Source organism: Streptomyces sp. NPDC037401, assembly GCF_055602345.1.
Map to the genome: position 1 here is coordinate 1 of NZ_JBVJWO010000042.1, position 22,820 is coordinate 22,820.

The 22,820-nt window shown below is 69.4% G+C and carries 19 protein-coding genes; 10 read left to right on the plus strand and 9 right to left on the minus strand.

The features are described from left to right. Window positions 1-2,081 precede the first annotated feature (2,081 nt). Both ACZ7H1_RS32115 and ACZ7H1_RS32120 read left to right on the plus strand, forming a co-directional pair. On the plus strand, window positions 2,082-2,840 hold the full coding sequence (locus tag ACZ7H1_RS32115) for a hypothetical protein (protein ID WP_470791411.1): 759 nt from the start codon (window positions 2,082-2,084) through the stop codon (window positions 2,838-2,840). After that, the gene (locus ACZ7H1_RS32120; RefSeq protein WP_470791412.1) at window positions 2,837-3,310 is read left to right on the plus strand and encodes a MarR family transcriptional regulator; all 474 of its coding nucleotides are present in this window, start codon (window positions 2,837-2,839) and stop codon (window positions 3,308-3,310) included. Before ACZ7H1_RS32115 ends, ACZ7H1_RS32120 begins: the two co-directional genes overlap by 4 nt. Window positions 3,311-3,849: 539 nt before the next feature. Here ACZ7H1_RS32120 and tpg read toward each other — a convergent pair. The 4 genes from tpg to ACZ7H1_RS32140 form a co-directional block, all read right to left on the minus strand. Next, the gene (tpg, locus tag ACZ7H1_RS32125) at window positions 3,850-4,407 is read right to left on the minus strand and encodes a telomere-protecting terminal protein Tpg (RefSeq protein WP_470791414.1); all 558 of its coding nucleotides are present in this window, start codon (window positions 4,405-4,407) and stop codon (window positions 3,850-3,852) included. A 7-nt stretch (window positions 4,408-4,414) separates the two neighbouring features. After that, window positions 4,415-6,670 (minus strand): telomere-associated protein Tap, encoded by a 2,256-nt coding sequence (gene tap, locus ACZ7H1_RS32130; RefSeq protein ID WP_470791415.1) that lies wholly within the window; start codon window positions 6,668-6,670, stop codon window positions 4,415-4,417. 100 nt (window positions 6,671-6,770) lie between these two features. Then, on the minus strand, window positions 6,771-7,688 hold the full coding sequence (locus ACZ7H1_RS32135; protein WP_470791416.1) for a ParB/RepB/Spo0J family partition protein: 918 nt from the start codon (window positions 7,686-7,688) through the stop codon (window positions 6,771-6,773). Continuing rightward, window positions 7,685-8,917 (minus strand): ParA family protein, encoded by a 1,233-nt coding sequence (locus tag ACZ7H1_RS32140; protein WP_470791418.1) that lies wholly within the window; start codon window positions 8,915-8,917, stop codon window positions 7,685-7,687. The genes ACZ7H1_RS32135 and ACZ7H1_RS32140 overlap by 4 nt, the downstream gene beginning before the upstream one ends. A 483-nt stretch (window positions 8,918-9,400) precedes the next feature. Between ACZ7H1_RS32140 and ACZ7H1_RS32145 the strand changes: the two genes are divergently transcribed. Beyond that, complete coding sequence (locus ACZ7H1_RS32145) at window positions 9,401-10,726, plus strand: MFS transporter (RefSeq protein WP_470791420.1); 1,326 nt, start codon at window positions 9,401-9,403, stop codon at window positions 10,724-10,726. 791 nt (window positions 10,727-11,517) lie between these two features. Here ACZ7H1_RS32145 and ACZ7H1_RS32150 read toward each other — a convergent pair. Together ACZ7H1_RS32150 and ACZ7H1_RS32155 are read right to left on the minus strand one after the other, a co-directional pair. Beyond that, entirely contained in the window at window positions 11,518-12,003 is a 486-nt protein-coding gene (locus ACZ7H1_RS32150; RefSeq protein WP_470791421.1) for an anthrone oxygenase family protein, read from the minus strand. Between the two features lie 18 nt (window positions 12,004-12,021). Further along, window positions 12,022-13,020 carry a ScbA/BarX family gamma-butyrolactone biosynthesis protein gene (locus ACZ7H1_RS32155; RefSeq protein WP_470791422.1) on the minus strand — a complete coding sequence of 333 codons (999 nt, stop codon included), beginning with the start codon at window positions 13,018-13,020 and terminating at the stop codon, window positions 12,022-12,024. Window positions 13,021-13,162: 142 nt separating this feature from the next. On the opposite strand from ACZ7H1_RS32155, the gene ACZ7H1_RS32160 reads away from it, so the two are divergent. Next, window positions 13,163-13,765 carry a ScbR family autoregulator-binding transcription factor gene (locus ACZ7H1_RS32160; protein ID WP_470791423.1) on the plus strand — a complete coding sequence of 201 codons (603 nt, stop codon included), beginning with the start codon at window positions 13,163-13,165 and terminating at the stop codon, window positions 13,763-13,765. Window positions 13,766-13,929: 164 nt separating this feature from the next. Continuing rightward, window positions 13,930-14,700 carry an SDR family NAD(P)-dependent oxidoreductase gene (locus ACZ7H1_RS32165; protein WP_470791424.1) on the plus strand — a complete coding sequence of 257 codons (771 nt, stop codon included), beginning with the start codon at window positions 13,930-13,932 and terminating at the stop codon, window positions 14,698-14,700. Between the two features lie 28 nt (window positions 14,701-14,728). On the opposite strand, the gene ACZ7H1_RS32170 is transcribed toward ACZ7H1_RS32165, so the two are convergent. Beyond that, window positions 14,729-15,487, minus strand: coding sequence for a TetR family transcriptional regulator (locus ACZ7H1_RS32170; protein ID WP_470791426.1), 759 nt, complete (start codon window positions 15,485-15,487; stop codon window positions 14,729-14,731). A 208-nt stretch (window positions 15,488-15,695) separates the two neighbouring features. Here ACZ7H1_RS32170 and ACZ7H1_RS32175 point away from each other — a divergent pair, with 208 nt between their 5' ends. Continuing rightward, complete coding sequence (locus tag ACZ7H1_RS32175) at window positions 15,696-16,898, plus strand: IS701 family transposase (RefSeq protein WP_470791428.1); 1,203 nt, start codon at window positions 15,696-15,698, stop codon at window positions 16,896-16,898. A gap of 111 nt (window positions 16,899-17,009) precedes the next feature. On the opposite strand, the gene ACZ7H1_RS32180 is transcribed toward ACZ7H1_RS32175, so the two are convergent. Both ACZ7H1_RS32180 and ACZ7H1_RS32185 read right to left on the minus strand, forming a co-directional pair. Further along, window positions 17,010-17,456 (minus strand): hypothetical protein, encoded by a 447-nt coding sequence (locus ACZ7H1_RS32180; RefSeq protein WP_470791429.1) that lies wholly within the window; start codon window positions 17,454-17,456, stop codon window positions 17,010-17,012. Continuing rightward, window positions 17,453-18,010, minus strand: a complete 558-nt coding sequence (locus ACZ7H1_RS32185) for a hypothetical protein (protein ID WP_470791431.1) — start codon at window positions 18,008-18,010, stop codon at window positions 17,453-17,455. Before ACZ7H1_RS32185 ends, ACZ7H1_RS32180 begins: the two co-directional genes overlap by 4 nt. Before the next feature lie 141 nt (window positions 18,011-18,151). On the opposite strand from ACZ7H1_RS32185, the gene ACZ7H1_RS32190 reads away from it, so the two are divergent. From ACZ7H1_RS32190 to ACZ7H1_RS32205, 4 genes are all read left to right on the plus strand, one after another. Next, a complete protein-coding gene (locus tag ACZ7H1_RS32190; protein ID WP_470791432.1) occupies window positions 18,152-18,595 on the plus strand; it encodes a winged helix-turn-helix transcriptional regulator in 444 nt (147 codons plus the stop codon). A 170-nt stretch (window positions 18,596-18,765) separates the two neighbouring features. After that, window positions 18,766-19,803 carry a DUF1702 family protein gene (locus ACZ7H1_RS32195; RefSeq protein WP_470791485.1) on the plus strand — a complete coding sequence of 346 codons (1,038 nt, stop codon included), beginning with the start codon at window positions 18,766-18,768 and terminating at the stop codon, window positions 19,801-19,803. A 108-nt stretch (window positions 19,804-19,911) separates the two neighbouring features. Next, entirely contained in the window at window positions 19,912-20,892 is a 981-nt protein-coding gene (locus ACZ7H1_RS32200; protein ID WP_470791487.1) for a DUF1702 family protein, read from the plus strand. A 59-nt stretch (window positions 20,893-20,951) separates the two neighbouring features. Further along, the gene (locus ACZ7H1_RS32205) at window positions 20,952-22,820 is read left to right on the plus strand and encodes a CRTAC1 family protein (RefSeq protein WP_470791489.1); all 1,869 of its coding nucleotides are present in this window, start codon (window positions 20,952-20,954) and stop codon (window positions 22,818-22,820) included.

A 22,820-nucleotide genomic window follows, 5' to 3' on the forward strand; every position in this document is an offset into this window, starting at 1 on the left:
TCGCGCTGCGCGCGAGGGAGCGTAGCGGCCTCGCTTCGCTCGGCCGTCCCTGCCTCCGGCAGGGTGGCGCCTCCGCTTCGCTCCAGCGCCCAGGGGATTCCTCCTCGCTTCGCTCGGAGGGGTCTTGGCTTCGCTCGGAGGGGTTTTGTCCCTCGCTCCGCTCGAGTGGGAGGGGTTTTGTCCCTCGCTCCGCTCGAGTGGGAGGGGTTTTGTCCCTCGCTCCGCTCGGGACAAAACAAGCCCTCGCTCCGCTCGAGACAAAACAAGCCCTCGCTCCGCTCGAGACAACAAACCTCCTCGCTCCGCTCGGAGGAACAGAGCTCCGTGCTCCGCTCGGAGGAAGGAAGCTCCGCGCTCCGCTCAGAGCAACACAAAGGGCGCTCCGCTCGGAGCAACACAAAGGCTCCTCGCTCCGCTCAGAGCAAGCGAAACTCCGAGCTCTGCACAGAGAAAGCTCCCGGCTCCACTGAGAGAAACAAAGCACTGCGACCGAAGAGAAGGCCCCTCGCTCCGCTCGGAGCATCCGACCGAAGAGAAAGCCCCTCGCTCCGCTCGAGGAAACAATCCGCACTCCGCCCGAAGAAACCACACTCTTCCCAGAGAAACCACGATCCGTTTGGAGAAACCACGCTCCGTTTGGACTAAGCCCCTCCACTCAGCTGGGCAAGACAAAACTCCTCGCTCCCCTCCAAGAAACAAAGCTCCGAGCTCCGCCCAGCTCAGGACCTCCTCGCTTCGCCCCGACCTAAGCCGCAACGAAGCAAAGACCTAAATCCGAGCCCAGGCCTTCCGTTCCGCTACAAACCTCAACCCTCTCCGCTCCAACCCTGCACTTCACTCAAAGAGACCCAGTGAAGAGAGAAATCAGCATGACTCGGCCCAAGCCCCACGCCTCCGCTCCGCCCCAAACAAAAAAACAAGGTCCTCGCCTCACTCAGACCCAAACGACAAACCCAGCTCCACCCAGCAAGCCGAGCCCTTCCGCTTCGCTCCAGACCCCAAAACACAAGCACCCATTCCGCTCCAGCCCACTGACCTCCATGTTCAGACCCAACACTCGAAAACTTCACTGGACTCAAACCAAGAGGTTCCTGGCTCAACCCAGAGACAGAACCGAGCCGGACAAAAAACCACCAAAGGACAGAGCCCTCGTTCCACTCAACACCAGAACGACCAAAACCCTCAACCAAACCCCAGATGAGACCCCAAGTTCACCCAAGACGCCAGACCAGCTACTGCAGAGCCAACAACCACAGCCCTTCAGCAGAAGAGTCCAACAGGCCTCAACCAAGCAAGCGAGACAATCCGTTCCCAAGCCCGGGCCGGCGACACTGAGCGCCCACCACCGCAAGGCAAGCCCTTGTTGCCATCCAGCTTGTCTGCTCTGAACCCGCTGTCGAGGTGAGCCCTGCCCTGCAGGGCAAACCAACAGGCGAAAAAGGTACAAATGAGGATGAATGCAATCCCGCGGTAACGCGAGGACAGGGGCGAGACAAGTGGTCCGAGGCAAGGCCTGGAGCAAGCCGAGGTGTTAACGCCGTTAATTTCGGACCTTGAAGCGCATTTGAAGCGCACTTGAAGGTTTTGCCTGCTTCAAAATACCGATCGGATAGAAACAGGATCAAGTCAACCTAGTGCCCTAACTGGACAGGCTGTCCGGATGAGTGGGGTGCCGGTTGGGTGCTGGTGGTGTGTCAGGAAAGAGACGTTGGGGCGCGGTTGAGTACGGGCTTTCGTGCGCGCAGCGTCCCACCCACCGGCGTATAGAAGGTACGGAGATGCGTTTGCGCAGGTGGGAGGGGGTGCGGTGCAGAAGTTATGTCCCCTCAGGAGGGACATAACCGGGGGGATGTGTCGCTGGTGGGGGGACATAGCGAAGGCAAAATGTCAGCGAGGCTGACGGTTTTTGGGGTAAAAGGTCGGGGAGGCTGACGTTTTAGGGGTGATGTGTCGGCGAACTGCGGGTGGAGGCGGAGGGGTTGGCGGGGGGCGCCGGGAGGTGGGTGCGAGGGGGTCATGGCCGAGATGTGTCCCTCCTGAGGGGACACAAGACACGCTGAACGTCAACGAGGGTGACATGTATGTCACCCTCGTTGACATACTGCTCTCTGCAGATCAACGAAGTGGAGAGCAGCCTCGTGTCATCCGAGCCACAGCACCGCCGGCCGAGCCCGGCGCGCGTGCCGCGCCCTGATCTTCCCGTTGATGACGCGATCTCTGCGTGGAGCCAGCCGCTGGCACCGGTGCGGGATCTGGACAGCCTGGCCCGGAGGTATCCGAGCCGGAAGCTGACCTTGGACGGCGAGCGCAAGCCGCTGGAGTTCTACGGGACGCAGAGCCAGCCGAACGCGTTCTCGATGGACAGCCTGGAGTTCTTCCTGGTCATCGCGCAGTACTTCCGGGAGGCGCTGCCCCTGCGGCTGATTCTTCTGCTCATCGCCTGCCAGCGGGCGGGGGGGCGGATTCCGCTTACCCAGGAGGAGATGGCTACGATCCTCGACGTAAGTCGGACGAAGACGTCCGAGGCGCTGCACACCATCATGTCTCACGGGATCGTCTTTAAGGTGCGGCGGGGTGTGTACCAGTTCAACCCGCCCTACAGTTACCGGGTAGCAGAGTTCATCCCGGGTACGGAGACTACGGGTGAGTTCGTGAAGGTGGAGCAGCACAGCACCATCTCGCAGATCCGTAGCGATACGAGCCTGCCGGACCTGGTGCGGTTCCCGTCGTTGGACCATATGCGACAGGCCATCGCAGAACTCCGGGCCGAACGCGCTAAAGAGCGCGCTGCGCGGCGGCTGAGCCGGGCGCAGCGCAAGGAAGAAGGGACAGCTCAGTGAGCTCCTTGCGATTCGCTGCGGTCAACGCCGACGGGCTTCTCTCTGACCTGGACCTCCCGCCGGCCTCGTACCGCGTGCTGCTGAAGCTGCGTTCGCTGAGTGAGCCCGGCGGCAGGATCCTGATCGACCAGGCCACGATCGGTGGGCTGCTGGAGCTGAGCCGCCCGAGCGTGAACGCTGCGCTGCGGAGCCTGGAGCTCGCGAAGCTGGTCCGGAAGGTCCGTAACGGGGTCTACCAGATCAATCCGATGCTGGCGGGGTACAACTCCTTCGAGGACGCCGTGGCGGCCGTGAACGAGATGCCGGCGGACGAGCGGCTGGATGCGCGGGGGTACGTCGACAGCTACCACCGGGCGGTGGCGGCGTATCAGGACCAGCTGGCGGAGCAGCGGAAGAAGCGGGCTGCGCAGGCCGCTTCTAAGAAGGCTGCGGAGTCGAAGCGGCGGAGGACGTTGCACGCAGTGGGGTAGGGCGGGGCGTAGGGGCCCTGTGGGGCTTCTGGGCTTGCCTGTGGTCCCCTTTTGGCCTGGGTGGGCTGGTGGGGGCTCAGGGGGCCTTCAGGGGGCCGGGGTCGGGCCTTGGGGGTGTTTTCCCGCCCCGCCCCTTCCCGAGACCGCGTGGCGGCGCGGACCCGCCCGGGCTGCGCCCCGGACCCGCCGGGTGCACGGGCTGCGCCCGGCACCCGTTTGGGGGCTCTGCCCCCGGACCCCCTTTCTGGGGCTCCGCCCCGGACCCCGCGCCTCAAACGCCGGCGGGGCTGATGTGTTCCCGGGGCACGGGTTTTGGCAGGCTGACGGGTGCCGACCAGGGGCACGGGTCCTGGTGCGGCTGTTGGTGACGCCCGGGGGAGGAGTCCTGGTCCGGCTGATGTTGTTCCCATGGCGCGGGCCTCGGCGCGGCTGAAGGCACCCCGGGCCTTGAGAGTCGGCAGGCTGGCGGTGGCCCCGGGCCATGGGCCTTGGTGGGGCTGAGGTGTCCCCGGGGGCGAGAGTCGGTGGGGGTCGTCGGGCTAGAAGTCGAATTCCACGTAGTCGATGTCGGTGAACTCGACCAGGAGGCCCGAGGCGCGGGTGCCCTGGTCTCTGAAGTAGATCTCCTGGAGGCCTTCGGCTGCGATGTGGCGGAGTTGGGCTTCCGTGGCGCCGGCTTCCTGGGCCTGGAAGAGGCGGGCGGCGTACTCCGGGGGGAGGTGCTGGGTGATGCGGCGCATGCGGCCGTCGTCGGTGGTGCCGGGGGCTGCGGTGAAGCCGAAGCGGGCGCGGGTCTCGATGACCAGGCCGGTGGTCCGGGCCGCGCGGTCGCGGACGCGCTTGCGGACCAGGGGCTGCCAGCTCTTGCGGACTTCGGCTTCGAGGCGGGCGGCCAGGTCGGGGCGGGGGTTCTTGATCTGGCCTTTGACGTAGCGCTCGACCGTGCGCTGGGAGATGCCGAGGCGTTCGGCGACCGCTTTGGTCGAGTTCTTTTCGCTTTTGACGAGGAACTTCATCCGGGCCTGGGGTGACTTGGGGATGGGGCGGGTGAAGTTCGCTTCGGTCGCTTTGTCGAGGCTGTCGCCGATGTCGGGCATCTAGGTCTTACTCTCCGTCGGCCGCTGCGTCGTGGCCTTTGATGTGGCGGGCGGGGTTGTGGCGTTCGTCGAGCAGCTGGACCGCCCACAGCAGGGGCTGGGTGCCTTCGTGCTTGACCATGCCCGGGCTGACACCGAGACGGAAGCCGCCGGGCAGGGGCTTTCCGTCCGGGGTGCGGGGGAGGAAGTCGAGCGGGCTCGGCCCGTCGGACAGGTACACCGCGCAGTCGGAGAGGACGGCGATGGGGTACAGGCCGGCGGTGTCGGCGAGCTTGCGCATCTTACGGTGCATGTTGACGCGGGCCGTGGCGATGACGGCGGCGCGGATGTCGGGGCGCCAGGTGGGTCGTTCGAGGGCGGGCCAGGGCTCGCCGGGGCGGTAGCCGGCTCCCTGGGGGCGCTCGCGGAGCTTGCCGATGCCGCCCTTGACGGTGGCCTTGATGGCGGAGAGCACGGCTGCCTGCGCGGGGTTGTGCTGTTTGTGGACCGCCATGGCGGCGAGGAACTCGGGCTCGGTGAGGGAGGGGACGACGCCGAGGTCGGCCATGGTGGCGATGTACGCGTCGCGGAGGCGGGTGTACCAGGCGTCGAGGTACGGGCCGTTGTCCGGGCGGACCCAGGCTTCGGAGGGCCGGACGTCGTGGCCGAGCTCCTGGGCGTAGGCGAGCGTGGGCGTCGTGTACCAGGCGGGGCCGGTGGGGGCCTGGCCGTGGGGGGTGAAGGGGCTGGGGAGCCGGGGGTCGAGCCGGACGGGGGAGAGGTCGGCCAGCCAGCTGCCGGGGAGCTTGGGGTCGAAGGCGGGGGAGGCGACGTGGGTGGCGGGGCCGATGCCGACGGTGAGGCGGTTGGCGGCGGCGGCGAAGGCCATGTTCACGTCGATGCCGACGGCGTGGGTACGGGCGCACTCGGCGTCGGTGAGGAGTTCGGGGTCGCGGATCCAGTCGTAGGCCTCTTCGTCGAGGACCTGGTCGGGGGTGCGCTGGTGGGCTCGGGGGTAGAGGGCCGCGACCACGGGGTGCTCGTCGGGGGCCTCGGGCGGCGCGGGGTCGACGGGCCGGGTGAGGGAACCGGCGACGGGGGACGACACCCAGGCGCCGGTCGACTCGTCCTTGACGGGGCGGGTCGGCGGCCGGAGGGCGGTCATGAGCTCGAGGCCGGAGACGGCGGTGGAGCCGCGGGGGGTGAGGACGCGGGCGGCGTACGAGGTGAGCAGCTCGGCGAGTTCGGGGGCGGGGAGGGCGTCGGTGTCCTCGCCCCAGGCGCGGGGGTCGAGGGCGCCCCAGGGGAGTACGGCGAGCTGGACGCACTGGCGGCCGTGGGCTGCGGTGGCGGGGCGGTAGATACGGGCCCACGGGCCGAAGCCGCGTCGGGTGAGCTGCCACTTGGCGCGGGTCAGCGTTTTGACGGCGGGGTGGTTGTCGGGCAGGCGCAGGCCGCGGCGGTCTTCGAGGACGAGGGGGAGGCCGAGGGCTTCGGTGGCTTCGGGGGTGAGGACGAGGAGGGGGTCGGCGTCCTTGCCGAAGCGGTGGAGTCGGGGGGAGCCGAGGGCTGCCTCGGGGGAGAGGGCCCAGGTGACGAGGGAGGGCAGGTCCCGGGCGGGGCAGTCGAGGATGAGGCCGTGGGCTGCGTGGGCGGTGAGGGCGGTCGTCGGCTTTTTGGTGCCGGTCTTCGGCTCGGCGGTCTCCGTGGCGATGACCGCCAGGGGGCCGTGGGCGTGGCGGGGGGAGGGGAGGGAGGGGGGAGAGGGGGTGGTGCGGGCCGGTGCGCGGGGCGCGGGCGGTTGCGGGGCCGGGGGGTCAACGGCGTTAACGCCGTTAACGGTGGGCTCCGGGGAGGCCGGCTCCGGGGAGGCGGCATCTACGGCGTTAACGCCGTTAATGATCGACTCCGGGGCTGCGGCGGGGGACGCCGGGGCGTTAACGGCGTTAACGGTCGGCTCGGGGGAGAAGGGCTCCGGGGTGGCGGCGTTAACGGCGTTAACGGGGTGGAGGGAGGCGAGCCCGTCCAGGAGGCGGACGTATGCCGCGCGCTTGGGCGGGCGGGGGTCGGTGCGGCCGGTCTCCCAGGCGGTCACCGTTTCGCGGCGTACGGACAGGGCCTTGGCGATCTGGTCCTGGCTCAGGCCGGCGGTCTCGCGGAGGCGCTTGCGCTCGTCCGGGTGCGGCAGGGCGTCTTGGGCGGCCGCCTCTTCGAGCAGGGCGTCGACGGCTGCGAAGAGCGAGGCCTGCTCATCGGGCTGCGGGTGGGACTTCTTGCGGGACATGGCACCTCCAGGGGAAGCCTAACCTGGATCGAACGTTCGATCGCACGTGAAACGCACGTGGGGCGTTAACGGCGTTAACGCCGTTAACGCCCCACGGTGCTCAGGAAGAGCGTGAGATCAGGATTTCCGTGAGGGCGGCGAGGTCCGCCGCCGGGAGCTGGGACGCGAGCTGGTCGGCGATCTCGGGTGCGGTGGCTCCCGTGAGGACGATGTGCCGGGGGGCTGCGCCCTTGGCCGGAGCGTTAACGGCGTTAACGCCGTTAACGCTCCGGCCGCCGTCGCGGGGCGGGCTGGTGCGCTGGCGCGGGGGATTAACGGCGTTAACGCTCTCCTCGGCCGCAGCCGCCTGTTCCTCCTGGGGGAGCCGGCCGATCCGGCGGGCCGGCTCGACCTTCAGGTCGCCCGTTTCCACCTGCTCCTGGAGTTCCGGAGTCAGGTTGAGGAGGGTGAGGCGCTGGGAGACCCAGGCCGGTGTCTTGCCCAGGCGCTTGGCCACGGCGGCCTGGGAGCCGTGGACGTCGACGAGTTCCTGGAGGGCGCGGGCCTGGTCCATGGGGGCCACGTCGACCCGGTGGATGTTGGCGATGAGGGCCGACTCCAGGATGTCCGCCGCGCTCGTGGAGAGGGCGTCGTTGACGTGGATGTGCATGGTCTTCAGGCCCGCGAGGCGTGCGGCTGCCAGGCGCCGGTTGCCGTCGATGACGACGTACGGGGCGCGGCCCAGGCCTTCGATCTGTCCCGGGTGGGCTTCCATGAAGGCCATCCGGGTGGCGACGGCGAGCGGCTGGAGCTGGCCCCGGGTCTTGAGGGACTCTGCCATCTCCTCGATCTCCGTGAGTTCCTCGCGGAGGTTGAAGGGGTTGTGGGTGAGTGCCTCGATGGGGACCTCGGACGGCGGGACCACCCCGGAGGTGGGGGCGCCGGTGGCTTCCGCGATCGCGGCGCGGCGGGAGCTGACGCTCACCGGCTGGGCGCGGGCGAAGGAGGCCGAGACGCCGAGCCTGTCTGCCTTGCTCATGAGATCTCCCGTGCGAGGGCGCGCAGTACGACGGCCTGGTCGCCCTTGGGTGCGTAGACGAACAGAGGCTGCTTGAGGCGTACGGCCTCGCGCTGTTCCTTGAGGTCGGGGACGACGGCCACGACCCGCGGATCCTTTATGTCCATCCAGGCCTGGAGGGAGGAGGTTGCGATGTAGCCGCGCCGGCCGTCGTAGAGGTTGACCACCAGGCCGAGGTAGTCGATGTCCAGGCTCAGGTCGTCGCGCAGGTCGTTGATCTGGGAGGTGAGGAGGTCGTACGCGTCGGCGGAGGAGTCCTCGGCCTGTACGACGATCAGCGCGCCGGAGGCGCCGGGCTCTTCGGCGGGACGGCGGCGGCCGTAGTAGATGGCGGCGTCCATGGACAGGCCGAGGCTCGGCGGGCAGTCCACGAGGATGACGTCGTAGTCGGACTCGACCGGGGCGAGGGCGCGCTCGAGGGCGGCTTCGCGGGCGCGGACCGTGGAGAGGCGGACGTCGAGGAGGAAGGCGTCCGTGCACGACGGCAGCAGGTGGAGGCGGTCGCCGAAGCGCTCGTCGGGGATCGGGACGATCAGGTCCTGGAGCGGTCCCTGGGCTTCGCCGGCCATGTGGCGGGTCAGGCTGTCGCCGCCGATGGGGGCGGGCTGCTGGCCGAGCTGCTTGGTGAGGTGGCCCTGCGGGTCGAAGTCGACGAGCAGGACGCGCATGCCGAGGCCGGGGAGGTCCTCGCGGTCCAGGGCCGGGTCGTCCTCGGTGAGGAGGGCCAGCTGGCGGGCGATGCGTACGGGGTGCAGGCTCGCGGGGTCCTCGGCGAGGGCCTCGGCGGTACCGGCGGTGATGGCGGTCTTGCCGACGCCGCCCTTCTGGTTGCAGACCACGATGCGCCGGACGACGGAGGGCCGCTGGACGGTGGGGGCCGGGTTCTTCTCCAGCCACAACTGGATGGACTGGGCGAGGCCCTGAATGAGGGACACGCCGCGGTCGCGGGCGTTGGTGCGGAACTCTTCCCACTGGCCGGCGGGCAGCCAGGTGGAGAAGGACTCGGCCCCCGAGGTGGGAACGGGGGAGGGGGTCGAGGCCAGGGCGTTCCAGTCGGTGATGCCTTGGTGGACGGCATCCTGGATGTCGACGCGCAGCTGCGCGGTGCGGATCTTGAGCTCCTGGCGCAGCCACGGGGGCAGCTTGGAGACGACCTTCTCTCGGTCGCCCTGAGACGAGGACGAAGTCATGCAGGGGACTTTACTAACGTCTGACGCGGAAGATTGCATCAACACGGAAAATTGCTAACGCTGCTGCCTGAGGGATGGCGTTAACGGCGTTAATGCCGGGGTCGCCGAGCTGCTGAAGCGTTAACGGCGTTAACGCCGTTAACGGTCAGGGAGGGTCGTGGGGCGTCCGGGGGCGGGCGCGGGGGAGCGTTAACGCCGTTAACGCCCGGCGGTCCGGGGCCGGTGCCGGTGCCGGTGCCCGCCGGGATCCCGTCGCGTCGGTGTGCGCTTCCGGTCAAGTACTGACTCCTGGGCAACCCGTGGTGCCCGTGCTGGCTAGGGTCCGTACACAGACGAATGCATCGCGGACGACGGCGGGGCGGCGGGCGGGTGACCGAGGAAACGACGCGCGTACGACGGCATTCGGCGGCAGCGACGGCGCGGCCCGGCGTCCGCGGCCACAGCGGTAGCGACAGCGGCGGGGGCGGGCTTGCGCTCGTAGGCGTGTGCCTGGGCTGGTTCCTCGTCATGGTGGACACCACCGTGGTCACGGTCGCCCTCCCCGCGATCGAGGCCGGACTCGGCGGCGGCACCGGGCTGTTGCAGTGGGTCGTCGATGCGTACGCGCTCGTTTTCGCGGCCCTGCTCCTCAGCGGCGGCTGGCTGGCGGACCGGTTAGGAGCGCGCAGGGTCTACCTGTACGGGACGGCGGTGTTCGCCGTCGGATCCGTGCTGTGCGCGGTCGCGGCGAGCGGCTGGATGCTCGTCGGGGCGCGTGCCGTGCAGGGGATCGGGGCCGCCGCGCTGATGCCCAGCTCCCTCTCGCTGATCAGGTCGGCCTATCCGGACGGGCGGCGGCAGACCCGGGCCGTCGGCGTCTGGGGCGGGCTGGGCGGGATCGCCGCGGCGCTGGGACCACTGCTCGGCGGCGCGCTGCTCACCGCGGTCGGCTGGCAGATGCTCTTCTGGCTGAACCTGCCGGTCGCGGTGCTGACGGTGCTGCTGGCGCGGCGGGCGCGGGACGAGAGCCCGCGGGGCGGGCGCGGCGGGTTCGATCTCGCCGGGCAGACGACCGCGTTCGGGGCGCTGGTCCTTCTGGTGGCGGGCACGATCCAGCTGGGGCACGCGGGCTCCGGGGGGCAGCTGTGGCCCGGGGCGCTGCTCGCGGGTGCCGGCGTACTGCTTGCGGTCGCGTTTCCGTACGTCGAGCGCAGGCAGGCCGCGCCCGTCGTGCCGCCGGGGCTGTTCCGGCGCCGTTGCCTGAAGGTCGCGGTGACGACCGGGTTCGCGGTGAACTTCGGCTTCTACGGACAGTTCTTCCTGGTGACCCTCCATCTGCAACAGGTACGGGGGGTGTCCCCGCTGCTGACGGGGGTGATCCTGGCCGTGCAGGCGGGCGGGGCGATCACCGGGGCGCCGTTCGGGGGCTGGGCGACGCACCGGTTCGGGCCGCGGACGACCACGCTCGTGGGGCTGGTGCTGGGCGCGTCGGGGTTCGGGCTGCTGGCCGGGGCGCCGGCGGACGCGGCGCTGTGGATCCTGGTGGTGGCGCTGTTCGCAGTGGGGTTCGGCATCGATACGGCGATGACGGCGGTCACCGCTCTGACGCTGCGGCTGGCGCCGCCGAGTCAGGCCGGGGTGGCGACGGGACTGCTGACCACGACCCGGCAGGTGGGCAGTGCGCTCGGGATCGCCGGGCTGGGGGCCCTCGCGGTGGCCGTCGAGCACTCCGGTTCCGGTTCCGGTTTCCGCGTGGCGATGGCCGTTGCGGCGCTGATCTACGGGACGGCGGCGGTGGCGGTACGGATCTCCGCCCCGGCCGGGCGGTGACGGCGGTGGCCTTCGACGCCCGCGGGAACGCCGTGCAGGGCCGGATCCTTCGCGGGGGGCGGTCCGGCAGCCCCCGAGCGGCTTCCAAATTGGTCGTAGCGAATACCGCAATGGATGTACAGGTCATAGGCGTCGCGGCGCCCCGGCTCTGGTGCCGGGCGGCCGGTGCGGGTAGACGAAGTGTCGTAGACCCGGTGAACGGGTGGGGTGTTCGGGGCCTTTGCCGCTGGGGAGGAGGCACGGGGAACTGGGGTGTATGGGGCTGTTGGGGCTGGAGTTGCCGGGAGTGGGGTGCAGGCGGTCAGGGCGGCGGGCAGACGGCGGTGAGTGCCGCAGCGGCTGTCCGTGGGTTCCCCTCTCTGACCGGCGCACCGGCAGGCTGGTTCCCTCCGCCCCCGCGGCCGCGTGCCTCCCCGGCCCGGGGAGGTGCCGGGATGCGTCGTCAAAGGGGGGTCGGCCGCTCCAAGGGCGGGCAGGCGGGGTCTGGTGCGTGCGCGCGGGGCGGAGGCGGGAGTCCGTGCCGGGCATCGGCGACCGGCGACAGCCCGGCCTCCAGGTCCTGCGCGGCCGGGCCGTGCCGTCGAAGTAGCGCCGGCACGGGCCGGGCGGGACTTCGACGGCACTCCCTAAGGGCTGTTCCGTAATCCCCGGCGGGCGCAGGACGCCGGCTACGGCATCTCGCTGCGTTGTCGGAACATCCCGAATACGCCCAGTATCCGGACGCTCCTCCGCCTTGCGATCCACCGCATCCGACGCCGTGCGCCGATCCACCAGGGGTTACGGGACAGCCCTTAGCGCACCGCCAGGGCCCAGGCGAGCAGGGCCAGCGAGGCCGTGCACAGCAGCGTACGCAGGACGTTCGCCCGGACCCACGGGTCCTCGAAGGCGGTCCGTACGCTGCCCGGATCGCCGAGTTCACCGGGCGGGCCGGCCGCCTGCAGCGCATTGTTGAGCGGGATGTTCACCCGGGCGGTCAGCACGACGGCCGCCAGGTACGCGACGAAGGCGCCGCCCGTCGGCAGCAGCAGGTGCCGCCCGCCGTCGGCGAAGGACAGCCCGACGGCGGCCGCGGTGAGGAGCAGTGCGCCCACGTATCCGATGAGGAACCATCCGTTGAGAATGGCGATGTTGATGCGCTGCATCACATCGACGAGGGTGCGGTCGTCCGCGCCGCGCAAGGCGGGCATCACCGAGATCGAGAATCCGTAGAACAGCCCGCTCACGAGGCCCACCGTGACGGTCGCCCCCAGCAGCACCAGCAGCCGCGCAGTCTCCATGGGCCGAGCGTAAGCGCCTCAGGGCAGGCGGTGGGCGAGCGAGACGACCGCGGTGAAGGACGGCGGGGTGTCTTCGTCCCCCTGGCGGCCCGTCACCCGGACCCTGTCGCCGAGCCCCTGGGCCTGCCGGTGCGTGGGCTCCGCGGTGACCCAGCAGGGGCTGTCGAACTCGACATAGCGGTGGAAGGACACGTCCATCGACACGGGCCAGCAGGGTTCCTGGGCCGGGGTGTCGGCGGACCGGCCGGCTGGAGCGGACAGCGCGGACGGGTGTGCTCCGGCGTAGGCCGCCTGCCGGGCCGCTTCGAGCAGCAGCATCCCGGGCACGTGGTCGACCGGGTGGTCGAAGAGCACGGGGTGGGAGGTGTCGACGCGCAGCTGCCAGCGCCGGTCCTCGCCGGCCGGGGACAGCACCACGTCCTGCAGCCGCTCGCGTCTGCAGATCTCCTTCGGTAACGGAGGCGAGGGCTCGGGCACGTTCCAGAACATCCGGGCCACGCTGCCGCGGCCGGCGCGCAGTCGCTGGTAGACGACGGGGGTGTGGCAGTGGAACACCGTGGATGCCACGGCGAGCAGCAGGCTGCCCCGCATCACCTCGTAGTGCATGGTCAGCGCTACCGGCAGGCTGCGCCGGTACTTGATGTCGGTGCAGGTCACGCGGATGCTGAGCTCCGCGGGGGTGCGCTCGACGCACATGGCGCGAGGATTGACGGCGTACTGGAACCTGGACCAGCTCAGCTGGTGGCCGAACGGCACTCCGTACGCGGTGTGCGTGAGCAGTGGCAGCGTCTGCCGGATGGTCTCGCACAGCAGGAGCGGGTCGTACAGTCCATGCTCTGAGGTGTAGAAGCCGTGGTAGCGGGGCCATTGCGCCTCGATGGTGAAGGCGTCGGGCCCGTCGGTGGACCAATTGGTCAGGAACACGTCCGCGATCGCGGCGCGGTGGACGTACTCCTTCGCGACGGTCGAGGTCAGTGCGGCTTTCGCTGGTGCGGGGCGTTCAGTCGATACGAGCATGCCATCCCCTTTGGCGTGCGTATGTAGGGCCCCGAATGACCTGTGCGGTCTTTGCCCCGGACGGTAAAATAAAGTGCGTTCGCTTTGTTTGTCGAGAGAGGGTCCTAACGTGGTTGAGGGGCGGTTGAAGCAGGAACGGGCGGTGAAGACACGGCAGGCGATCATTACCGCGGCTGCGGAGGTGTTCGACGAGAGCGGGTACCACGGCGCCAGCATGCGCGCGATCATGAACAGGGCGGGGGTCACGCTCGGGGCGGTGTACTTCCACTTCCCGAACAAGGAAGCCCTCGCGATCGCCGTGATGAATTCCCAGCCCGAGACGATCGTGCCGAGGCTGACCTCCGAGGGGCTGCAGCGCCTCGTGGACATCACGCTGGTGTGGTCCCACCAGCTTCAGGTCGACAAGATCCTGCGGGCCGCGGTGCGGCTGGCGGTCGAACAGTCCGGCTTCGGGCTGCACGACCCCGAGTCGTACGACGAATGGCGCCAGATCATGGAGGAGTGCCTGCAGGACGCCCGGGACCGCGGTGAGCTCAAGGACTTCGTCGACGGGCGGAAGGTCGCGGAATTCGTCGTGGGTGCGTGCACGGGGATGCAGCTGTACTCGGACCTGGCGGCGCGACGGCGGGATCTGCCGCGGCGCACGGTGAACATGTGGGAGCTGCTCGTTCCCTCGATCGCCAGCGAGCACGGCCGCAAGACGGTCAAGGTGAGCCTTCGGCGGGCGGCTGCGCTGACCAAATGACGGGCGCGTGTAACGCGTGAGGTACGTGTGGCGGGCGGTGTGTCGGCAGGGACTCCCTGTGCGCACGTTGAGCAAAGGTTTCCCTCAAGCTTTGGTTGGGCCATACTCGACGACGCAGTGCCCCACGGCAACCTCCGTTTTCCTACGCCCAGTTGAAGGATCGAATGCGCTCATTAGGACTGCTGGAGCACAAGGTCGTCATGGTGACGGGGGCATCCAGCGGCATCGGCGCAGCCGCCGCCCGCCTCTTCGCGGCCGAGGGTGCTGCAGTGGTGGTGACAGCGCGGCGGGAGGACCGGCTCGACGCCCTCGCCAAGGAGATAGCCGACGCCGGCGGGCGTGCGACGGCGGTGCCCGGTGACGTGACCCGGGCCGCGGACGTCGCCCGGGTGGTGAAGGCGGCGGTGGACACGTACGGCAGGCTCGACGGGGCCTTCAACAACGCCGGATGGGCCACGGCGGGCACGCCGATCCACGAGACGGACGACGAGGTCTTCGACCGGGTGGTCGACGTCAACCTGCGGGGCGTGTGGAACTGCCTCAAGCAGCAGATCCCCGTGATGCTGGCCTCGGGGTCCGGCGGGGCCATCGTGAACACGGCGAGCGTCGCCGGTGTGGTCGCGACGGGGGCCACGGCGCCGTACGTCGCCGCCAAGCACGCGGTGATCGGCCTGACCAAAGCGGCCGCGCAGGAGTACGGGCAGCGCGGGATCCGGGTCAACTCGCTGGTGGTGGGCAGCACGCTGACCGAGCTGATGGCGCAGGTGCTGACCGGTTCGCCGGAGCTGGAGGAAGCTTTCACCGCGCGGTCGGCGCAGAAGCGGATGGCGGGACCGACGGAGGTGGCGCAGGCGGCCGCGTGGCTGCTGAGCGACCGGTCGTCGTTCGTCACGGGCGCGCCGGTCCCGGTCGACGGGGGCTGGACGGCCGCCTAGGTCGGTCGTCGGCGCCGCCCCGCCGCCCTCAGGCCGACTCGTAGGCCTCGGGTACCCGTACGGGCTCGGGGCCCGGAGCGCGGACGTGGTCCGGAGTGTGCAGTGCTCCGGCGACCGGTTCCGGGGCCAGGCCCTCGCCGTCCTCCTGCCCCGGGGAGTCGAGCGACGGCAGGGCCTCCGCCGCATCCTCGCCGGGGGCCAGGATTCCCGTCAGTACGAGCCTCCAGATGCGTTCCAGCAGGGCTCCGGTGTCCTCGGCCGGCTGCGCGGATCCGGCGTCGGCCCGCCGGCGGCGGGTGAGGATCTCCGCCCCCGTGACCAGGTGCACGGCCAGCGCCGCCACCGAGTCGGGCCGTGCCGTCGTGCGCAACTGCCCCTTCTCCTGCGCCTGTTGGACCAGCTCCTGGGCGTACGGGAACCAGAACTGCGACCACGGGGGTGCGCCGGGGCGCTCCCGCTCCAGGCGCAGCAGTGCCCGTACGACCATCTCGTCCTCGATCTGACGGCTCAGTTCCAGCGTCAGCGCGACCAGCCTGCGCAGCGGGGGAGCCGAGCGGCCGTAGACGCGTTCCACCGTGTCGCGGACCGCCGAGCGGCCTGCCGCCTCCACCGCGCGCGCCAGGTCTTCCTTGGACGCGAAGTGGAAGGTCAGCCCGCCCATGGAAATGCCGGCCGCCTTGCAGATCCGGGACAGGGACGCTCCGGCGTAGCCGTCGGCGTCGAACTGTGCGGCGGCTGCCTGTACGAGGGAATTGCGGCTCCTCGCTGCCCTTTCCTGCTTCACCATGATCTCTCCGGGTGCGATTCGCCCCAGAGTGCGCGAACTGTCGGCCGGATGGCAACGCAGAGTTGCCGAAGTGCCCTCGACTTGCCGAAGTCGCGCCGTGCTGTGCGCCCCTCGGAACCCACTTTGGGGTTCCACTGGAAAAAAAGAGAACGATCGCTATTCTAAATCTGTGTTCGCCTGGACGACCGATTTAGAAGGGGAACGTGCCATGGCAGCCAACGACCTGACCCGAGCTCGGGTGCCGGTCTCCGTGATCACCGAACAGATCTTCGGGCACCTGTCGAGGGCCGATCAGCGGCACTGGGCCCAGGCGTACCTGCAAGGTCTGCTGACCACCGAGGGCAAGAAATCGGTGCGGCGGCTCGCGGCGACGGTTTCGGATTCACCGACGGCCTCGCAGTCCATCCACCAGTTCGTCAACGCGAGCCCCTGGGAATGGGCGCCGGCGCGTACGGAGCTGATGCGCTGGGCGGAGCGGAGGCTGGCCCCCCGGGCCTGGGTGCTCGAGGTGGCTGTGCTGCGCAAGCGCGGCGACCACTCCTGCGGAGTGCACAGGCGGTTCGTACCGGAGACGGGCCGTTCGGTGAACTGCCAGGTGGGAGTGGGTGCGTTCCTCACCAACGGCACGGACTCGATCCCGACGGACTGGGGCCTGCTGCTCCCGGGCAGCTGGGCCACCGACGAGGAGCGGCGCAACCGGGCACGGGTACCGGACGGGGTGGCGCACCGCGCGATCGAGCAGCACGCGCTGGACCTCGTCGACAGCCTGGGAGCGGGCACCAACTTAAGCGCCCCGCCCGTGGTGGCGGATCTGAGCTGCTACGCCGGTGCGGCTTCGCTGGTACGGGGGCTGAGCGCGCGGGGCCGGGACTTCGTGGTCGCGGTACCGAGCCGGACACCGGTGGTGCCGGGCAGTCACCTGGTGGCGCATCAGCAGTACGCGGGCGAGATGCCGGCGGCGGTCGAGGCGCAGCGCTTCTTCGAACTCAAGACGGGCAGCCACCTGCGGATGGACTCGCTGGGCGGCGGCATGGGCCGGGACGGCCGCGGGGGCCGGGCCTCGGTGATGACGGGTCTGGTACGGCTGCCGGAAGCGCGGCTCGGGCGGCAGGCCCCGCAGCACACGTACAGGCTGTTCGCCGTCCGCCAGTACGCGGGGCGGCGGACGAGCCGGATGTGGCTGACGAACATGGTGCACCGGCGTACGGAGGAACTGGTCGCGCTGGCGCAGCTGCAGCGGCGCGCGGGAGCGACGGTCCAGAACCTGGAGCAGGACTTCGGCCTCCTGGACTTCGAAGGCCGCTCGTACCCGGGCTGGCACCACCACATGACGCTGGTGTCCGTGGCCTACGCGTACAGCCGCCTGGAGTTGTCGGGCGAGGCGGCGCTGGCGGGGGTCCGCAGCGCCTGACCGGCTGTTCCCGCCCTCCCCGATCGCATGGCTGCCCCGCCTCTCCGTGTTCGTCCCCCGTGACGGAGAGGCGGGGCCTTTCCGTCACTCCCGGCCGGACTCCGGGTGCGGCTATGCCGTGCGTGCTCGCGTGCGCGGCGGCATCAGGTGGGTGCGGGCCAGATAGGCCAGGAGGGCGTAGGCCACGAGGAGCAGGGCGATCGTGAAGATCCATTCGTGGGAGCCCCCAGGGCGGTAGACCCGCCCCGGGTTTCCGACGTCCACCGCCGGCGTGGTCCGGCCGACGGCCAGGGACTCGCGTTCGCTGCCGTAGAGGGTGATGGCCTCGCGGCTGACCCGGCCGTCGGTGGAGCGGAAGGTGCCGGACCATTCGCAGGTCTCGTGGCCCGGGTGGGCCACGCAGCTGAGCCTGCTGGCGGTGAAGGCGCCCGCGACCCCGTCGGCCGTGGCCGCGCGGGCCACGTTGCCGAGGTTCGGCAGCGCCACGTACAGCAGCAGGGCCGCGAGGGCCAGCAGCAGTGAGCCGGCGAAACCGGAGGGGCGGCGGGCGGCGGTCATGCGGTCAGGGCGCAGTCGCAGCGGGCCGATTCGTTGTCCGCACGGGAGCGGGTGTGCAGCACCATCGCGATGATCATCGGGATGGTGACCAGCGCGTTGTAGAAGAGGTGGAGCTCCACGCGCGGGTAGACGAGCTGCAGGATGCTGGTCGGGACGGCCTTGCCCGCGATGTACGCGCCGGCCAGCGCCTGGATGAGGAGCAGCAGGTGCTCGAAGTGGTGCCAGACCTGAACGCCCAGGGTGACGTTCCACCAGGTGCGCGAGCGGCCCTGGAAGCCGCGGCGGAACATGATGAACCCGGCGAGCATCAGCAGGGCGTAGCTGTAGTGCATCCACTCGGACTTGACGAGCCACGGGAACGGCACGCCGAGCACGCCGCGGGCCTCGGGCACGGGCCAGCCCATGATGTAGATCTGCACGGCCTGGGTCAGGTGCTCGGCCCAGTGTGCGAGCACGAGAACGAGGAAGACCCTCAGACCTATCTTGTGGAACTTCCCGTTGAGGGAGTCCATCAGCCCGCCCGATGCGGGTGCTACCTGCGTTCCGGCTGCCATTCGGGGCACCTCCATGCTCCAGATCCGGAGCATCATCTCAGCAGCGCGCGGCGAACAAGGTCTTCTTCAGAAATGCTGAGCTGCGGTCAAACGGGAACTGAGCAGGTCCTTTCACGCAACTCAGCAGCTACGGTGACTGGCATGCTGAAGAGAACCTACGAAGGCCAGGATTGCAATCTCGCCCGCTCCCTCGAGGTGATCGGCGAGCGCTGGAGCCTGCTGATCGTTCGTTCGGCGCTGCTGGGCGTCAAGCGGTTCGACGGCTTCATGGGCCACCTCCAGATCGCGCGCAACGTCCTCACCAGCAGGCTCGCGCGTCTCGTCGAGCTCGGGATCATGGAGAAGGTCCCCTACCAGGACAAGCCGGTGCGCTACGAGTACCCCCTCACCCCCATGGGGCGGGATCTGGCCACGGCCGTGATCGCTTTGATGCAGTGGGGCGATCGAAACCTGCCGACCGAACTCGGTCCGCCGCGCCGCGCCGAGCACGTCGGGTGCGACGGCCATGTGCACGTCCGCCTGGACTGCGAGCGGTGCGACCGTGACGTGCACGGAGGGGAGGTCGCGGTCCGCCGGATCCGCTGAACGATCTCCGTGACCACTGCCCTCGTCGGCACCTCCGCCGCTACCGCTGAACGCTCCGCACCCTCCTGAACACCCGCTCGAACGTCCACCCGCGGACTTCCCCAACACGCATGCAAGATGGGGGTGTTGCGCACTACTGAAGATGCTCCGTGCTATAGCGGCCCTTGACCATGAGGCCTCCTGCCACCACCCCGGTGGCCGCGTCGAGGAGGCACAGCGTGGGAACGGCAACGGGCGCTCTGCGCAAGCTGCTCATGGCACCGGCCCTGAGCGAGGTGAGCTTCGCCGGACGGGGGTTCCCCGTCGTCCCGACGGCTGCCACCGCCCAGCTGGAGAGCATTCCCCAGGCGGTCGTCACCGGTTTCGAGTGGGGCATCGAGGCGCGTGACCTGTGGGAGACCGAGCGCCGTCTGGCACTGGTCGACCCCGAACTGCAGGGCTTCGCGTACGAGGGTGCCACCATGGCCTCCGTCATCCGGGACACGATGGGCCCGGGCCGCGGACCTCGCACCCAGGAGCTCATGGAAGGCGCCAACGGGCGCCGCCACATCTTCCTGAACTACATCGGCATCGGCTTCGCCATGGCCAAGCTTCCGCGCCCGCTGTGGAAGAAGGTCATGCCCGAGCTGGTGGGCGAGGAGTTCTACCCGCCGATGCTCTGGCTCGCCGTCGACGGCTACGGCTTCGACCGGGCCTACTTCGACACCCGCCGCTGGATCGACGAACAGCGGCTGGACAGTCCGTACCCGTGGGACGGGCACCCCGACTACTTCCAGCGCGCGTTCGACCAGGGGGTCGGGCGCGCGTTGTGGTTCATCCACGGTGCGCACGTCGACAACGTCACCGCAGCGCTGCGCAGGTTCGCCTCCGAGCGCCACGCCGACCTGTGGGCCGGCGTCGGGCTGGCCGCCACCTTCGCCGGCTGCTCCACCCCCGAGGACCTGGCCGCGCTGTACTCCGCCTCCGGCGAGCACCGCGCGCACCTGGGGCAGGGCTCGGTGTTCGCGGCCAAGGCCCGCCACTTCTCGCGGACGATCCCCGAGCACACGCGTACGGCGGTGCACGCCCTGGCCGGGCTGACCGTCGAGCAGGCCGCTCTGCTCGCCGACGACAGCACTCCCGACCTCGCCGGCGGGCAGGGCCCGGTGCCCACGTACGAGCTGTGGCGAAAGGCGGTGCGGGACCGGCTGCTCGTCAACGCCGTTTGAGCAAGAACGGAGTAGACGCCCGGTCGGGGTCCATCGCTAGATTCGAATTTGAGTCAATTCGGCAAGGAAAATTCAGGAAGAATACGAGGGGCGGTTTGCTACGTGTCCATGTTGCGTGCGCTGAGGCGCCGAGTTCTCACACCCAATGTCCGGGAAACGCATCTGGAACGACGCGGATTCCACGTGAAGAACCCGGAAGCGAAGCATCAGCTGGAAACTGTCGGGTGCACCTTCCTCCAGGGGTACGCCTATGCGGTCGAGGCCCGTTCGGCGGCCGAGGCCGAGGAATGGCTCGAGACCGTCCCCCGTTCCTACCGCGGGTTCGCGTACGAGGGTGCCGGCATGGGTGCCGTCATGCTCGACGCGCTCAGCGGCAGCGACAAGCGGCTGACCGGCCTCCTCGAAGGGGAGGGCGCGAAGCACGACTACATGATCTGGGTCGGGGTCGGCTGGGCGATGGCCCGGCTGCCGAAGTTCCTGTGGCCGGACGTCACCAAGGTCGACCCGGTGCTGCGCTGGCTGATCCTCGACGGGTACGGCTTCCACCAGGCGTACTTCAAGACCGACGACTACGTCCGCAATCCGCACAAGGAGCACCCCTTCAGCTGGGCCGGCGGTCCGGACGCGTACAGCCAGCGCGCTCTCGACCAGGGCATCGGCCGTGCCCTGTGGTTCGTCGGAGGCACCGACCCCGATGTGGTGGCCGGGCTGATCTCCTCGTACCCCGAGCACCGGCACCCCGACCTGTACGCCGGCTCCGGTCTGGCCTGCACGTACGCGGGCAGCGCCGACGAGCAGGAGCTGAAACGATTCGCCGAGCATGCGGGACCGAACCTGCCCAACCTGGCGCAGGGTTCCGCCTTCGCCTCCGAGGCCCGCGTCAAGGCCGACACCACGATCGACCACACCCGGATGGCGGCCCGCGTGCTGTGCTCCGGCCGTACGCCCGAAGAGGCCGCGCAGGTGTGCCTGGACACGCGGCCGGAAAGCTGCCCCGGCGGTGACATTCCCGCCTTCGAAACCTGGCGGCAGGAAATCGCCCGACGAGTCATTGTTCCCGCATACTCCCAGAAAGGCGCCAGCGCATGACGCAGCACCCAGTGGGCTGGCTGCGTAGGCAGGCAGCCGGAATTGTGGCCCTTGTGGTCATGGTGAGCGCCTTCTACGCGGTGAAGCCGGACGAATCCTCTGCGGCGGAGAAGAGGGAACTCGCAAAGTCCTTCCAATTCGAGCCCATGTCCATCGCCATGCCGGCCGGTTACAAGCAGCAGACCGTGCGCAAGGTGAACAAGGCGTACAAGCACATCGAGGCGTGGATCTCCTCCGTGGGCGCCGGTGTCGCCATGAACGACATCGACAACGACGGCCTGCCCAACGACCTCTGCATCACGGACCCGCGGATCGACCAGGCGGTCGTCACCCCGGCGCCGGTGCCCGGCCGCAAGAGCGCCTCGTACGAGCCCTTCGCGCTCGACCCGGCGCCGCTGCCCAAGAGCAAGTACAGCGCCCCCATCGGCTGTGTCCCCGGCGACTTCAACGAGGACGGCGCCACCGACCTGCTCGTCTACTACTGGGGCCGCACCCCGGTGATCTTCCAGCAGAAGAAGATGGCCTGGGACAAGAAGATGCCGCCCAAGGCCGAGTGCTTCGAGCCGGTCGAGCTGGTCCCGGGCGCCGGCGGCGACATCTACACCGGACCGCTGTGGAACTCCAACGCGGCCGCGGTCGCCGACTTCGACGGCGATGGCCGCAAGGACATCTACATCGGCAACTACTTCCCCGAGAGCCCCGTCCTCGACTGGACGAAGGACGGCGGGGTCACGATGAACGACTCCATGTCGCACGCCCAGAACGGCGGCGGCGGGCACTTCTTCCTGCGGACCGCCGCCGGCGGCTACAAGCAGATCCCGGGCACCGACGTCGTCCCCAAGGGCCGAGCCAAGGGCTGGACGCTGGCCGCCTCCGCCACCGACGTGGACGGCGACCTGCTGCCCGAGCTGTACCTCGGCCTCGACTTCGGTTCCACCACCCTGCTGCACAACCGGTCCACGCCCGGCAACCTCAAGTTCAAGGAGGTCAAGGCCAGCCACAACGGCCTGATGCCGAAGTCGAAGGAGATCGGCCGCAGCTCGTTCAAGGGCATGGGCATCGACTGGGCCGACCTGAACGGCGACGGCATCCTCGACGCCTTCCTGTCGAACATCACGACCTCCTTCGGCATCCAGGAGTCGAACTACACCTTCATCAGCAAGGCGAAGAGCATCGACGACCTGCACGACAAGATGAGCGACGGCAAGGCGCCCTGGAAGGACGACAGCGCCTCGCTCAACACCGCCTGGTCCGGCTGGGGCTGGGACGCCAAGATGGCCGACTTCGACAACGACGGACGCCCCGAGATCACCCAGGCCACCGGCTTCGTGAAGGGCAAGCGCAGCCGCTGGGCGCAGCTCCAGGAGCTCGCCACCGCCAATGACCAGCTGCTCCGGCACCCGCGCTGGTGGCCGAAGCTGGAGGCGGGCGACGACCTCGCCGGCGACCAGTTCCTGCGCTTCTGGACCCGCAACGGGGACAAGTACGACAGCGTCTCCAAGGAGCTCGGACTCGACGTCCCCGTCCCCACCCGCGGCATCGCGACCGGTGACGCCGACGGCGACGGGCGCCTGGACTTCGTGGTGGCCCGCCAGTGGGACGCCCCGGTCTTCTACTGCAACCTGAGCCCCGCGAACAACGACTTCCTCGGTCTGAAGCTGGTCGACGACAAGGGGGCCGCCGTGGTCGGCGCCCAGGTGACGGTCACCTTCCCCGACGGGAAGAAGCTGCTCGGCCGCGTCGACGGCGGCAGCGGCCACTCCGGCAAGCGCAGCACCGACGTCCACATCGGCCTCGGCAAGGTCAGCGGACCCGTCCAGGCCAACATCGCCTGGCGGGACTCGACCGGCCAGGTCCGCAAGCAGGCTCTTTCGCTGAGCCCCGGCTGGCACTCGGTCCAGCTCGGTACCGAGGCCAAGGAGAAGTGA